Origin of the sequence: Stenotrophomonas sp. LM091, assembly GCF_001806305.1 — a bacterium.
Classification (GTDB): Bacteria; Pseudomonadota; Gammaproteobacteria; order Xanthomonadales; family Xanthomonadaceae; genus Stenotrophomonas; species Stenotrophomonas bentonitica_A.
In genome coordinates this window covers 3,603,584-3,615,729 of sequence record NZ_CP017483.1, presented here as the reverse complement: position 1 = coordinate 3,615,729, position 12,146 = coordinate 3,603,584, and the positions used below count along the sequence as shown (strand labels likewise).

Here is a 12,146-nt window from a genome sequence, read left to right as displayed (position 1 = left end):
GATGCCGATCCGCGATCGCGCGGCGCTTTCCCTTCCCAATCTGTCGTGCCCATGCCCCTCGAACTGCCTCGCCTCCCCTACGACCGCACCGCCCTGCAACCCCACCTGTCGGCGCAGACGCTGGACCTGCATCACGGGCGGCACCTGCGCGGCTATCTGGACACGGTCAACGCACGTATCGAAGGCACGGAACTGGCCGAGCTGCCACTGGAGGACATCGTCCGCCAGAGCCAGGGCAGCCTGTTCGATGCCGCAGCCCAGGCCTGGAACCACCAGTTCTATTTCCACTGCCTGCACCCGCGCGCCGGTGGCGAGCCGCAGGGTCGGCTGGGCGAACTGGTGACCCGTCATTTCGGCGATGCCAAACGGCTGCGCGAGGCGTTCGACCGGGCGGCGTTGAGCCTGTTCGGCTCAGGCTGGGTGTGGCTGGTACAGCATCCCAACGGCGCGCTGGCGATCCAGGTGACGCGCAATGCGGGCACGCCGCTGACCGGCGAGAGCACCCCGCTGCTGGCCTGCGATGTGTGGGAGCACGCGTATTACACCGACTACCAGAATGAGCGCGCGCGCTATCTGGAGGCGTTCTGGAAACTGGTGAACTGGGACTTCGTTACCGCGCAGCTGCGCGACTGATGCCCGGCAGCGCACGGCCGTTGGTCGTGCGTCCCGGTCATGCGCCCTGGCAGGTAGTGCCGGCCGCTGGCCGGCTCCCCTTGTACCTTGCACCGCAGGAGCCGGCCAGCGGCCGGCACTATCAGACCTCTAACCGCGCAGGATCTCGATCACCGGCGCGACCTGCTCGCCGCGATCAAGCTGCCCACCGACACGTTCCAATGCATCGGCCAGCACCGCCGCATCGTCATCACGCAGCGTGGCATGGCCAACCTTGCGCCCGTCCCGGGCCTGCTTGCCGTAATCGTGCCAATGGCCGCTGGCCTGCGCGAGCACGGCGTTGGCCTCCGGCATCTGCCCGATCCAGTTGAGCATGCAGGCATGACCCAGCATGCGCGTATCGCCCAGCGGCAGGCCCAGCACGGCGCGCAGGTGGTTTTCGAACTGCGAGGTCTCGCTGCCTTCGATGGTCCAGTGGCCGGAGTTGTGCACGCGCGGGGCCATCTCGTTGGCCAGCAGCTCATCGCCACGGCAGAACAGCTCCAGCGCGAACACGCCGACATAGTCCAGCCGCTCGGCCAGGGTGCGTGCGTAGCCGATGGCCGCCTCGTGCTGCGCCGCTGACAGCTGCGCCGGGGCCAGGCTGGCCGAGAGCACGCCATTGACGTGCCAGTTGCCGGTGATCGGCCAGGCGCGGAACTCGCCGTCCTGCGCCCGTACCGCCACCACGCTGACCTCGCGATCGAAGGCGACGAAACCCTCCAGGATCAACCCGGTCTTGTCGACCTGGCTGCCGAGGGTGTCCCAGGCCGCGTCGATATCGGCGGCGCTGCGGATCCGGAACTGGCCCTTGCCGTCATAGCCCAGGCGGCGGGTCTTGACGATGCAGGGCATGCCGAACTCGGCGACCTTGGCGGCCAGTTCGTCACGGCTGCGGATATCGGCGAAGGCTGGCAGCGGGATGCCCAGCGACTGGAACAGGGTCTTCTCGCTGAGCCGGTCCTGGGCCACCGCCAGCGCATCCGGATGGGGATGCACCGGTACGCGCTCGGCCAGGAACTTGGCGCTGCGCGCCGGCACGTTCTCGAAATCGAAGGTCACCACGTCCACGCGGGCGGCGAACGCGGCCAGGGCCGCCTCATCCTCGAACGCGGCCACCTGCAGTGGCGCGACCTGGCCGCCACAGGCATCGGCGGCCGGATCGAACAGCTCGAAGCGCAGCCCCATCGGCGCACCGGCCAGGACCATCATGCGGGCGAGCTGACCGCCGCCCAGAATGCCAACGGTCCTGACGCTCATTGACGCGGGTCGTCGTGGGCCATGACGTCTTCGGTCTGGCGGGCGCGGAAGGCCTCCAGCGCCTCGCCGATCGCCGGCTGGTCCGAGGCCAGCATCGCCGCGGCGAACAGCGCCGCGTTGGAGGCGCCGGCGTTGCCGATGGCGAAGGTGGCGACCGGGATGCCGGCCGGCATCTGCACGATCGAGAGCAGCGAATCCATGCCGTTCAGGGCCTTGGACTGCACCGGCACGCCCAGCACCGGCACGGCGGTCTTGGCGGCGATCATGCCCGGCAGGTGCGCGGCCCCGCCGGCACCGGCGATGATCGCGCGCAGGCCACGCTGGCCCGCCTGCTCGGCGTAGGTGAACAGCACGTCCGGCGTGCGGTGCGCCGAGACCACTTTCACTTCATAGGGAACACCCAGCGAATCCAGCTTCTGGGCGGCGTGCTGCATGGTTTCCCAATCCGAGCGGGAACCCATGACGATGCCGACGAGCGGCGCGGTTTGGTTGAGGGTCATTGGCCGTCACCTGCCTTAAAGACGTATTCTAGCCGTCTTCCACGCAAGACGAAGAATCCATGGATCGCAAGCTGCTCGACCTCCTGTGCTCGCCCGATACGCGCCAGCCCCTGTCCCTGCTCGATGCCACCGGCCTGGACGCGCTCAACCGCGCGATCGGCAGCGGCGCCGTGCTCAAGGCCGATGGCAGCCCGCAGGCGCAGACGCTGCGCGAGGCCCTGCTGACCCGCGACCGCAAGCAGGTGTTCCGCGTGGACGATGGCATCCCGGTGCTGCTGGCCGAAGAGGCCATTGCCACCGCCCAGATCGCCGATTTCCCGGAAAAATGAGCCACCTCCCCGTGCCGGCCCCCGAGGCCGCCCTGGTGGCCGCCGATGTGGCCCGTGCACTGGCCGAGGACATCGGCAGCGGTGATGTCACCGCCGCCCTGCTTCCGGACCGCCCCGATACTGCCTACCTGCTGTGCAAGCAGGACGCGGTGATCGCCGGCCGCCCCTGGTTCGATGCGACCCACAGGGCGCTGGATCCGCAGGTGCGGATCGACTGGCGCGTGGCCGAGGGCGACCGTGTCGCCGCCGGCACCGTGCTGGCCCTCCTGCAGGGCCGCAACCGCAGCCTGGTGAGCGCCGAACGCACCTCGCTGAATTTCCTGCAGACCCTGTCGGGCACGGCGACCACCACCGCGCAGTACGTCGCGGCGGTGGCCGGCACCGGCGCGCGGATCCTGGACACCCGCAAGACGCTGCCGGGCCTGCGCGTCGCGCAGAAGTACGCGGTGCGCTGTGGCGGCGGTGACAACCACCGCCTGGGCCTGTTCGACACGGTCATGCTCAAGGAAAACCACATCCGCGCGGCCGGCTCGCTGACCGCGGCGGTGCAGGCAGCGCGCGTGCAGTGGCCGGCGTTGCCGCTGGTGGTCGAGGTTGAAGACCTGGACCAGCTGCGCGAGGCGCTGGAGGTGGGCTGCACCCGCATCCTGATCGATGACTTCGATGCCGCCACCCGGCGCGAGGCCGTGCGCATCGCGGCCGGGCGGATTCCGCTGGAAGTCTCCGGCAGCGTCGGCCTGGACGGGCTGCGCGCGATCGCCGAAGACGGCGTGGACTGCATCTCCATCGGCGGGTTGACCAAGCACGTGCAGGCGATCGACCTGTCGTTGAAACTGGGCCCGCCCCCCGGCTGAAGCGCGTGCCGATCCACGGGCGATGCCTTCCCGCTTTCACGGTATGGGCAGATGCGGTCTGCGAGGCTGCGTCTGCCCCCATCTGGAATGCACGCATGCGCTGCCTGCCGCTTCTCGCCTGCCTGTCTCCCCTGCTCGCGCTGCTGCCGCGCCAGGCATCCGCAGCCGAGGTCTGCGATGTGCCGCCGCGCTTCGGGCTCAGCCCGGTGGCGATCAACATCGTCCGGACTGCCTGCACTGAACATCGCCTCTGGTATCGGCCCTTCATCGACCGCGATGGACGCGCGGCCAGCCTGAGCGTCACTGAAGCCGAGGACGTCCACCTGGCCGACAACGGCCTGGTCGCCTGGCAGCGCGTGGTCGGGTACTGGCGGCAGAGCGGCACGTTGTCGCCGATGGGGAGCCAGCCCGGCGCATCGAGCTGCATGGCCCCGCCGGGTACGCGCTATACCGATACCGATTGCCGTGCTTTCCTGATCGACAACCCATGGTCGGCGGCCTTCATCTCATGGGTCATGACCCGCGCCTCGGTACCCGGCTTCACCCGTTCGCCCCGACACATCGACTATATCCGGGCCGCCTTCCAGAACAGCGGCCCGTACCGCATGGCCGATCCCGCGCAGGAGAAGCCTGCACCGGGCGACCTGCTGTGCTACCTCCGCGACCGGCGCGAAACGCTGAGCTACAGCGGCCTGGTCCAGTCGCTGTCCAACGGCTCGGTCACGCACTGGAAATCGCACTGCGAAGTGGTCATCGCGGCCAACATGGGCGGTGACCGCACGCTGTATCTGATCGGCGGCAACGTCATGAACACCGTGGCGATGCGCAAGCTCTCGCTGGACCGCAGTGGCCGGATCGAGCTGCCGCCGGCCAAAGCCACGGCGAGCGACGGCATGGACCTGGGTTGCACGCCCGGCCGCGAAGAGGAGTGCAGCTTCAATCGCCAGGATTGGGCCGCCCTGCTGAAACTGGTGGCCACCGCGCCCGCGCCGATGCCGACGGTCACCCCGGACCCGGTGACCCCGCCCGCTGCCGGTACTGGTGCCACGGCACCGCCGATGGCATCGCCGGCTTCCCAGGCACCGATGCGGGCCCCCACCGTGGTGCCGCCCCGCCCGCCGGTCCCGCCACCCCGCACACCCTGATCATGATCAGGCGCATGGCTTGATCCGCGCCGCGTTCGTCGCCATCTTGGAGTCACCGACCTCCCTGACCGCGCCGAGTCACCGATGCCCAGTTTGATCCTGTTGATGATTGCCGGCGCGTTCGCCTACGCCTTCTGGAACTCCTCGCGTGCCGCCGCCGAACGCGCCGGCGTGCTCGGGCGCAACGCCTGCCGCGCAGCCGACGTGCAGTGGCTGGACCAGAGCGTGCATGCCACCGGCCTGCGCGTATGCCGCAAGGACAATGGCTGGCTGGGCTGGGAGCGCACCTTCAAGTTCGAATACTCGCACGATGGCGTGGACCGCCACAGCGGGCGCATGGTGCTGCGCGGCGATCAGCTGATCACCTTCGTGGGGCCGTCGGCGGCGCGGATCAGCGAGATCCGGCGCGACATCGATACCCGCGACGCCGAAGACGTCTGACCCCGGTAGAGCCGACCGTTGGTCGGCTGCGGTTGGCCGACCGTTGGTCGGCTGGCGTTGGCCGTTGCCTTCGATGGGCGTGGAGAGCAGCCGACCAACGGTCGGCTCTACCGGGTCGTTGCCGCCGATGGCTGCGGAGGGCAGCCGACCAACGGTCGGCTCTACCCATGAAAATGGCCGCCTTGCGGCGGCCATCGTGTGTCTTATTTGACCACCCGCAGATGCGGGCGACCGCTGGGCTTGGGCGGTGCGTCGTCCGGCGGGGTCGGTGAATCGTCCGGCGGCAGCTCGTCGTCCGGGCCCGGCTCATGGCCAGGGATGTCATCGGGCAGCGCCATGCCCTGCCCGGTCTCGCGGGCATACACCGCCAGCACGGCCGAGATCGGCACCTGCACCGGGTAACTGGTGCCGGAGAAACGGGCCGAGAAGCTCACGCTCTCATTGTCGATATGCAGGCGTACCACGGCGCGCTCGGCGATGTTCAGCACGACGCGACCGTCCTTGACCGCGCTCTGCGGAACCTGCACGCCGGGCATGCCGGCGTCGACCAGGATGTGCGGCGTCAGGTCGTTGTCATTGATCCATTCCACCAGGGCCCGCAACAGGTACGGGCGGTGGCTGGTCATGCGAAAAGTGTCTTCTGTCATGTGGTAGAGCCGAGCCGTGCTCGGCTGCTCTTGATCCGGATTGCCTGATGCAAGTGTACGCGCCCGCCCACCCGCAGGTCAGCCATGGCGCGTACCGGCACCGCGATTTCGTTCAGTACAGCCGTGCCGCACGCGGCACTCGCCACTGCCGATCAGACCGGCAGATCGCGCAGCTTCTTTTCCTGATCGGTCAGGCTGCGGATGAAGCCCGGGTGCCGGAAAATGCGGTTGCCGTAGTCTTCGATCGATTTGCCATCCTTCGGCAACGGCACGTCCAGCGCCTGCAGCCGCCAGATGATCGGCGCCATCGCGCAGTCGGCCAGGCTCATTTCCGGATTGAGGAAAAACTTGCTGGCCTTGAACAGCGGCACCGCGCTGGTCAGCAGTTCCTTGAGCCGTTTGCGCCCGGCCTCGGCCTGGGTCTTGTTGCCCAGCTGGATGGCCTGCACCTGCGGCACCCAGTCGTGTTCGATGCGCAGCATCGCCAGGCGGATGCGGGCCCGCGAGAGCGGATCGACCGGCATCAGCGGCGGGTGCGGATAGCGCTCGTCCAGGTACTCGCTGACCACCGAGGCCGCGTACAGCACCAGCTCGCGTTCCACCAGGGTGGGCACGGAGTGATACGGATTGAGATCGATGAGATCTTCGGGCGGGTTCTGCGGGTCGACCGGCACGGAGTCATAAGTGACGCCCTTGGCCGCCAGTACCAGCCGTACGCGATGGCACAGGACATCGTCGTTCGAGGAAAACAGCGTCAGGGTATTCCGCATGCGTACGCTCGCCGCCATCAAAGGCTCTCCAACGTCCGGTAACCGCCGGTCGTATCGGCGCCGCCAGCCCATTGCTGACGGTCGTCACAGTACCCGAGTGTGCAACCGCACATCACAAAAGCCAATAGGTCGATCGTCCCACGTGGGGAACGATCGCCACGGGAAGGCGCCGGACCGCTCAGTGGACGTCCTTCCAGTATTCCTTCTTGAGCAGATAGGCCAGGAAGGTCAGCAGTGCCAGGAACAGGATCACCCATACCCCCAGCTTCTGCCGCTTCAGGGCGGCCGGCTCACCGGCATACTCCAGGAAATTGGTGATGTCGCGCACCGCCTGGTCGTATTGGCCAGCATCGATGTTGCCGGGCTGTTCGATCTTCAGGCCGACCACCGGCGGGTCTTCGCCGGGATTCTCCGGCTTGCCGTGCACGGCGTGCTGGAGCCCCTGCATTTCCCACAGCGGGTTGGGCATGGAGGCATTCGGGAACACGGTGTTGTTCCACCCCAGCGGACGCGTGGGATCGAGGTAGAACGACTTGAGGTAGGTGTAGACCCAGTCACTGCCCCGCACCCGCGAGATCAGGCTCAGGTCCGGCGGCATCTTGCCGAACCACTTTTCCGCCTGCGCCTTGGGCATCGTCACCGGGATCGGCTCACCGACCGGCGTACCGGTGAAGTTGAGGTTGTTCATGACCTCTTCTTCGCTCAGCCCGAGATCGGCGGCCATGCGCGAGTACCGCAGGTATTTGAGCGCGTGGCAGCCCGAGCAGTAGTTCATGTAGAGCTGTGCGCCACGCTGCAGCGACGCACGATCGCTGAGGTCGTTGCCGGCCTGCAGGGTCTTGGCGCCCTCGGCGGCATCGGCCACCGCAACACCGAGCATCAGGGCCGCTGCGCAGGCCAGCCGGACAATCCAGTGGTCAGTCATGCGTGGTCACCCGGTCCGGTACCGGCTTGGTCCTGTCCAGCTTGGTCCATAGCGGCATGGTGATGAAGAAGGCAAAGTACAGGAAGGTCAGCACGCGCCCGATGTAGGTCTCGTGCGCATCCGTACCGGGGCCGGAGCCGATCACGCCCAGCCACACGAAGCACACCGCGAACATGCCCAGCAGACCGCGCGAGAGCAGGCCGCGGTAGCGGTAGGACTTCACCCGCGCGCGATCCAGCCACGGCACCAGGAACAGGATGGCGATCGCCGAGAACATCACGATCACGCCGCCGAGTTTGTTGGGCACCACGCGCAACATCGCGTAGTACGGGGTGTAGTACCAGACCGGCTTGATGTGCTCGGGTGTCACCAGGCGGTTGGCCTCGGTGAAGTTGTCGTGCTCCAGGAACAGGCCGCCGAAGGCCGGCGCGAAGAAGATGATGAAGGCGGCGATGATCAGCAGGAAGCCGGCGCCGACCGCATCCTTGAGCGTGTAGTACGGGTGGAAGGGAATGCCGTCGGTAGGCGCGATGGCCGACCAGCGGTTGCCCTTCGGTCCCTTCTTGATCTCCACGCCGTCCGGGTTGTTGGAGCCCACCTCGTGCAGCGCGCCCAGGTGCAGCACCACCAGCAGCAACAGCACCAGCGGCAGGGCGATCACGTGCAAGGCGAAGAAGCGGTTGAGGGTGGCGTCGCTGGGCAGGTAGTCGCCCATGATCCATTCGGTCAGGCCGGTGCCGATCACCGGGATCGCGCCGAACAGCGAGATGATCACCTTCGCGCCCCAGAACGACATCTGGCCCCATGGCAGCACGTAGCCCATGAAGGCTTCGGCCATCAGCACCAGGTAGATCAGCATGCCGAGGATCCAGACCAGCTCGCGCGGCTTCTGGTAACTGCCGTAGAGCAGCCCGCGGAACATGTGCAGGTAGACCACGATGAAGAACAGCGAGGCACCGGTGGAGTGCATGTAGCGGATCAGCCAGCCCCACTCCACGTCCCGCATGATGTATTCGATGGAGGCGAACGCTTCGGCCGCGTTCGTCTTGTAGTGCATCGTCAGGAAGATGCCGGTGACGATCTGGTTGACCAGGATCAGCAGCGCGAGCGAGCCGAAGTAGTACCAGATGTTGAAGTTCTTCGGCGCGTAGTACTCGGTGACGTGCTTGCGGTAGACCGGCATCAGGCCCGGCGCGCGTGCGTTGACCCAGTCGGCGACGCCGGTGGCGGTGCGGGAAAGGATATTGGCCATGATCAAGCCGCCCCCTGCGGATCAACGCCGATGATGATGGTGTTGTCGTCCTGGTAATGGTGCGGCGGCACCAGCAGGTTGATCGGTGCCGGAACATCCTTGAACACGCGACCGGACATGTCGAAGCGCGACTTGTGGCAGGGGCAGAAGTAGCCTCCCTTCCACTGGGGGTCGTAGGGCTCGGGGCGGATCTCGGCGACCATTTCCGGCGAACAGCCCAGATGGGTGCAAAGCCCGACCAGCACCGAGACCTCGGCCTTGATCGAGCGGAATTCGGGATTCTGCTTGAGCACGTACTCGGGCTGCTGTTCTTTCTCGCCCGATCCGGGATCCTTGAGGCGGCCGTCCAGCCCGTGCAGCGCGTCGAGGATGGCCTTGGAGCGCTTGACGATCCAGATCGGCTGTCCACGCCACTCCATGACCAGACGCTGGCCTTCCTGGAGCGCACTGATGTCGGCAATCACCGGGGCACCGGCCAGTTTGGCGCGGGCGCTGGGATTCCAGGACTTGATGAACGGTACCGCTGCAAATCCGACGCCGACCGCTCCGACCACCGCAGTGGTTGCTGAGAGAAACCGCCGACGTCCAGTATTGACTGGATCGTTTACCCCATCGTTGGCCATCCGGCACTCCGATATTGATTTAGGTAGCTTGAGGCTGCCAGCAGACCGGTGGGGGCCAGTCCACATTGAATCAGCCGCGAGTGTAGCTGAACCGAAGTCGGCCACACAACGCGGTACTACGGAACGACATTACCCCGACAGTACGGCATCAGGCACCACCGGCGCCATGGGTCATTGATGGCTGGCCACGGCGCCGCGGTAGCGGTCGGCCAACAGGGCCACCCGCTTCACGTAATACTGGGTCTCGCTGTAAGGCGGCACGCCACCATGGCGATCGACCGCGCCCTCGCCGGCGTTGTAGCCCGCCGCGGCCAGGGTGAGATCGCCGTTGAAGCGCTTGAGCAGCCAGGACAGGTACTGCACGCCGCCGCGGATGTTCTGCGAGGCATCGAAGGAATCGCTGACCCCGAAGCGGCGCGCGGTCGGCGGCATCAGCTGCATCAGCCCCTGCGCGCCGGCCCGGCTGAGCGCGGTCGGGTTGTAGGCCGATTCGGCATGGATGATCGCGCGGACCACCGCCTCTTCCACCCCGAACTCGCGGGCCGCGGCGGCGATCTCGCTCTGGTAGGCCGTGGTGTTGAGCCGTACCGAGCCGAAGTTGACCGCCGGGTTGGCGCCACAGGCGTAGCAGCGCTCGATGAAGCTGTAGTGGATGGTGCGGACCTGGCCAAGGCTGGCGACCCCACTCGGGCGTGCGCTGGTGTAATGGCGCACGCCGTCTTTCATATAGGCGTACAGCTGGCCACTGCGGACCTTTCCAGCCTTGTTGCCAGCCGCCGCCGGGGCGGAGGGCGCGGTCAGCACCGTGGCCGGGACAGGGGACGGTGCCGGGGCCGGGTTGATCGCGGTCGCCGCGGTGGCGGTATCGGCCCGGGCCGGCGCTGGCGCCGCGCTGGCGATCGGGGCCGCCGGGGCCGGCGCGGGCGGCGCTGCCAGGGCCCGGCGAGGCGCCGCGCCGCGGTCGGGCCGGTAGCTGCTGATCACACTGCAGCTGGCCCCGGCCACGCGCTTGCTCACATAGCTGGGAATGCCGTCGCTGCCAACACACTTGTACAGGGTGCCCGCACTGGCCGGCATAGCGGTCAGCGCAGCCAAGGCCAGCGCAGCGATCCCCAACATCCCCTTCATGAGCGGGAGTGTCCCCAATTCCCCGGGGATTGCCAAGGGGGGCGCCCGACCCGGCTACAATGGCCTGCTCACCGCAGCCAACCGGCTGCCTGCCCGCCCACCCGACTGGAATAAGCGCCATGACCGGGACGCCAGCTTCGACCGCGCCGACTTCGGCCGGTTCTGCCTTGCCTGCCTCCGCTCCGCCCAGCTCCGCCCCCCGCCCCGACCTGCTCCCCCTGCCCGGCACCAAGCCGCAGGTGAACGGTCCGGTGCGCGGCAAGCTGTACATCAAGACCCACGGTTGCCAGATGAACGAGTACGACTCGACCAAGATGGCCGACGTGCTCGCCGCCGAAGGGCTGGAACTCACCGACGACCCGGCCGAGGCCGACGTGTTGTTGATGAACACCTGCTCCATCCGCGAGAAGGCCCAGGAAAAGGTGTTCAGCCAGCTCGGTTACTGGAAGGCGCTGAAGAACAACGGCCGTGGCGTGATCATCGGCGTCGGCGGCTGCGTGGCCTCGCAGGAAGGCGAAGCGATCATCAAGCGTGCCCCGCACGTGGACCTGGTGTTCGGCCCGCAGACCCTGCACCGCCTGCCGGAGCTGATCCGCCAGCGCCGGGAATCGGGCCGGTCGCAGGTGGACATCAGCTTCCCGGAGATCGAGAAGTTCGACGCCCTGCCCGAGCCGCGTGCCGAGGGGGCCTCCGCATTCGTGTCGATCATGGAAGGCTGCTCGAAGTACTGCTCGTTCTGCGTGGTGCCCTACACCCGCGGAACCGAGGTCAGCCGCCCGTTCGAGGACGTGGTGGTGGAAGTGGCGCAGCTGGCCGCGCAGGGCGTGCTGGAAATCAACCTGCTCGGCCAGAACGTCAACGCCTACCGTGGCCCGTATGGCGACGGCGAGTTCGCCGACCTCGGGCTGCTGATCCGCACCATCGCCGAGATCGACGGGGTCGGCCGGATCCTCTTCACCACCTCGCACCCGCTGGAGTTCAGCGACTCGCTGATCGATGCCTACCGCGATGTGCCGCAGCTGGCCAACTTCCTGCACCTGCCGGTGCAGGCCGGCAGCGACCGCGTGCTCTCGGCGATGAAGCGCGGCTATACCGCGCTGGAATTCAAGTCCAAGATCCGCAAGCTGCGCGCGGTGCGCCCGGACATCTCGATCAGCTCGGACTTCATCGTCGGCTTCCCCGGCGAGACCGATGCCGAGTTCGAAAAGACCATGAAGCTGATCGAAGACGTGGGCTTCGACCAGAGTTTCTCCTTCATCTATTCGCGCCGCCCGGGCACGCCGGCTGCCGATCTGGAAGACACCACCACGGATGCGGAAAAGCACGCGCGCCTGTCGCGCCTGCAGGCCCGGATCAACGAGCAGGCCGCGGCCATCTCCGAAAAGATGGTCGGCACCGTGCAGACCGTGCTGGTGGAAGGCCCCTCCAAGCGCAACCCGAACGAGCTGACCGGCAAGAGCGAGAACATGCGCTCGGTGAATTTCCCGGGGCACCCGCGCCTGGTCGGCCAGTTCGTCGATGTGGTGATCACCGAGGCGTACAGCAATTCGCTGCGCGCGCGGATGGTGACAGCGGACTGAGCAAGGCATCGCGCGCGCCGGACCACGGCGCGCGCCCGGCG

General features: G+C 67.2%; 14 protein-coding genes. 6 read left to right on the top strand and 8 right to left on the bottom strand.

Features of this window, described 5'->3' with window-relative positions; genetic code table 11:
• Positions 1-51 precede the first annotated feature (51 nt).
• A complete protein-coding gene (locus BIZ42_RS15950; RefSeq protein WP_019186186.1) occupies positions 52-633 on the top strand; it encodes a Fe-Mn family superoxide dismutase in 582 nt (193 codons plus the stop codon).
• Between the two features lie 129 nt (positions 634-762).
• On the opposite strand, the gene BIZ42_RS15945 is transcribed toward BIZ42_RS15950, so the two are convergent.
• Together BIZ42_RS15945 and purE are read right to left on the bottom strand one after the other, a co-directional pair.
• Positions 763-1,911: a 5-(carboxyamino)imidazole ribonucleotide synthase gene (locus BIZ42_RS15945; RefSeq protein WP_070427001.1), complete on the bottom strand. Its 1,149-nt coding sequence runs from the start codon at positions 1,909-1,911 to the stop codon at positions 763-765.
• Positions 1,908-2,411: a 5-(carboxyamino)imidazole ribonucleotide mutase gene (gene purE / locus BIZ42_RS15940; protein ID WP_019186188.1), complete on the bottom strand. Its 504-nt coding sequence runs from the start codon at positions 2,409-2,411 to the stop codon at positions 1,908-1,910. Before purE ends, BIZ42_RS15945 begins: the two co-directional genes overlap by 4 nt.
• A 59-nt stretch (positions 2,412-2,470) precedes the next feature.
• Here purE and BIZ42_RS15935 point away from each other — a divergent pair, with 59 nt between their 5' ends.
• From BIZ42_RS15935 to BIZ42_RS15920, 4 genes are all read left to right on the top strand, one after another.
• Positions 2,471-2,740, top strand: a complete 270-nt coding sequence (locus tag BIZ42_RS15935) for a Trm112 family protein (protein WP_019186189.1) — start codon at positions 2,471-2,473, stop codon at positions 2,738-2,740.
• Positions 2,737-3,594, top strand: coding sequence for a carboxylating nicotinate-nucleotide diphosphorylase (nadC, locus tag BIZ42_RS15930; RefSeq protein WP_070427000.1), 858 nt, complete (start codon positions 2,737-2,739; stop codon positions 3,592-3,594). The genes BIZ42_RS15935 and nadC overlap by 4 nt, the downstream gene beginning before the upstream one ends.
• A gap of 95 nt (positions 3,595-3,689) precedes the next feature.
• The gene (locus BIZ42_RS15925) at positions 3,690-4,739 is read left to right on the top strand and encodes a DUF2272 domain-containing protein (RefSeq protein WP_070426999.1); all 1,050 of its coding nucleotides are present in this window, start codon (positions 3,690-3,692) and stop codon (positions 4,737-4,739) included.
• Positions 4,740-4,823: 84 nt separating this feature from the next.
• A complete protein-coding gene (locus BIZ42_RS15920) occupies positions 4,824-5,180 on the top strand; it encodes a DUF3301 domain-containing protein (protein ID WP_019186192.1) in 357 nt (118 codons plus the stop codon).
• 203 nt (positions 5,181-5,383) lie between these two features.
• Here BIZ42_RS15920 and BIZ42_RS15915 read toward each other — a convergent pair whose 3' ends face one another.
• The 6 genes from BIZ42_RS15915 to BIZ42_RS15890 form a co-directional block, all read right to left on the bottom strand.
• Positions 5,384-5,827: a ClpXP protease specificity-enhancing factor gene (locus BIZ42_RS15915; RefSeq protein ID WP_019186263.1), complete on the bottom strand. Its 444-nt coding sequence runs from the start codon at positions 5,825-5,827 to the stop codon at positions 5,384-5,386.
• A 152-nt stretch (positions 5,828-5,979) separates the two neighbouring features.
• The gene (locus BIZ42_RS15910; protein ID WP_019186262.1) at positions 5,980-6,615 is read right to left on the bottom strand and encodes a glutathione S-transferase N-terminal domain-containing protein; all 636 of its coding nucleotides are present in this window, start codon (positions 6,613-6,615) and stop codon (positions 5,980-5,982) included.
• Positions 6,616-6,775: 160 nt separating this feature from the next.
• Positions 6,776-7,522, bottom strand: coding sequence for a cytochrome c1 (locus BIZ42_RS15905; RefSeq protein ID WP_019186261.1), 747 nt, complete (start codon positions 7,520-7,522; stop codon positions 6,776-6,778).
• Positions 7,515-8,774, bottom strand: a complete 1,260-nt coding sequence (locus tag BIZ42_RS15900) for a cytochrome bc complex cytochrome b subunit (protein ID WP_019186260.1) — start codon at positions 8,772-8,774, stop codon at positions 7,515-7,517. The genes BIZ42_RS15905 and BIZ42_RS15900 overlap by 8 nt, the downstream gene beginning before the upstream one ends.
• A 2-nt stretch (positions 8,775-8,776) precedes the next feature.
• Positions 8,777-9,397: a ubiquinol-cytochrome c reductase iron-sulfur subunit gene (petA, locus tag BIZ42_RS15895; RefSeq protein WP_070426998.1), complete on the bottom strand. Its 621-nt coding sequence runs from the start codon at positions 9,395-9,397 to the stop codon at positions 8,777-8,779.
• A 171-nt stretch (positions 9,398-9,568) separates the two neighbouring features.
• Positions 9,569-10,525 (bottom strand): lytic transglycosylase domain-containing protein, encoded by a 957-nt coding sequence (locus BIZ42_RS15890; protein ID WP_070426997.1) that lies wholly within the window; start codon positions 10,523-10,525, stop codon positions 9,569-9,571.
• Between the two features lie 119 nt (positions 10,526-10,644).
• On the opposite strand from BIZ42_RS15890, the gene miaB reads away from it, so the two are divergent.
• Positions 10,645-12,105 (top strand): tRNA (N6-isopentenyl adenosine(37)-C2)-methylthiotransferase MiaB, encoded by a 1,461-nt coding sequence (gene miaB, locus BIZ42_RS15885; protein ID WP_070426996.1) that lies wholly within the window; start codon positions 10,645-10,647, stop codon positions 12,103-12,105.
• The last annotated feature ends 41 nt before the right edge of the window (positions 12,106-12,146 follow it).

What these genes read in the sequence shown, in the direction of transcription:
- BIZ42_RS15910 (WP_019186262.1), bottom strand. Translation starts at nt 6,615, where the DNA reads ATGGCGGCGAGCGTACGCATGCGGAATACCCTGACGCTGTTTTCCTCG.
- BIZ42_RS15900 (WP_019186260.1), bottom strand. Translation starts at nt 8,774, where the DNA reads ATGGCCAATATCCTTTCCCGCACCGCCACCGGCGTCGCCGACTGGGTC.
- BIZ42_RS15890 (WP_070426997.1), bottom strand. Translation starts at nt 10,525, where the DNA reads ATGAAGGGGATGTTGGGGATCGCTGCGCTGGCCTTGGCTGCGCTGACC.
- miaB (WP_070426996.1), top strand. Translation starts at nt 10,645, where the DNA reads ATGACCGGGACGCCAGCTTCGACCGCGCCGACTTCGGCCGGTTCTGCC.
- BIZ42_RS15920 (WP_019186192.1), top strand. Translation starts at nt 4,824, where the DNA reads ATGCCCAGTTTGATCCTGTTGATGATTGCCGGCGCGTTCGCCTACGCC.
- BIZ42_RS15945 (WP_070427001.1), bottom strand. Translation starts at nt 1,911, where the DNA reads ATGAGCGTCAGGACCGTTGGCATTCTGGGCGGCGGTCAGCTCGCCCGC.
- BIZ42_RS15935 (WP_019186189.1), top strand. Translation starts at nt 2,471, where the DNA reads ATGGATCGCAAGCTGCTCGACCTCCTGTGCTCGCCCGATACGCGCCAG.
- nadC (WP_070427000.1), top strand. Translation starts at nt 2,737, where the DNA reads ATGAGCCACCTCCCCGTGCCGGCCCCCGAGGCCGCCCTGGTGGCCGCC.
- BIZ42_RS15905 (WP_019186261.1), bottom strand. Translation starts at nt 7,522, where the DNA reads ATGACTGACCACTGGATTGTCCGGCTGGCCTGCGCAGCGGCCCTGATG.
- BIZ42_RS15915 (WP_019186263.1), bottom strand. Translation starts at nt 5,827, where the DNA reads ATGACAGAAGACACTTTTCGCATGACCAGCCACCGCCCGTACCTGTTG.
- purE (WP_019186188.1), bottom strand. Translation starts at nt 2,411, where the DNA reads ATGACCCTCAACCAAACCGCGCCGCTCGTCGGCATCGTCATGGGTTCC.
- BIZ42_RS15925 (WP_070426999.1), top strand. Translation starts at nt 3,690, where the DNA reads ATGCGCTGCCTGCCGCTTCTCGCCTGCCTGTCTCCCCTGCTCGCGCTG.
- BIZ42_RS15950 (WP_019186186.1), top strand. Translation starts at nt 52, where the DNA reads ATGCCCCTCGAACTGCCTCGCCTCCCCTACGACCGCACCGCCCTGCAA.
- petA (WP_070426998.1), bottom strand. Translation starts at nt 9,397, where the DNA reads ATGGCCAACGATGGGGTAAACGATCCAGTCAATACTGGACGTCGGCGG.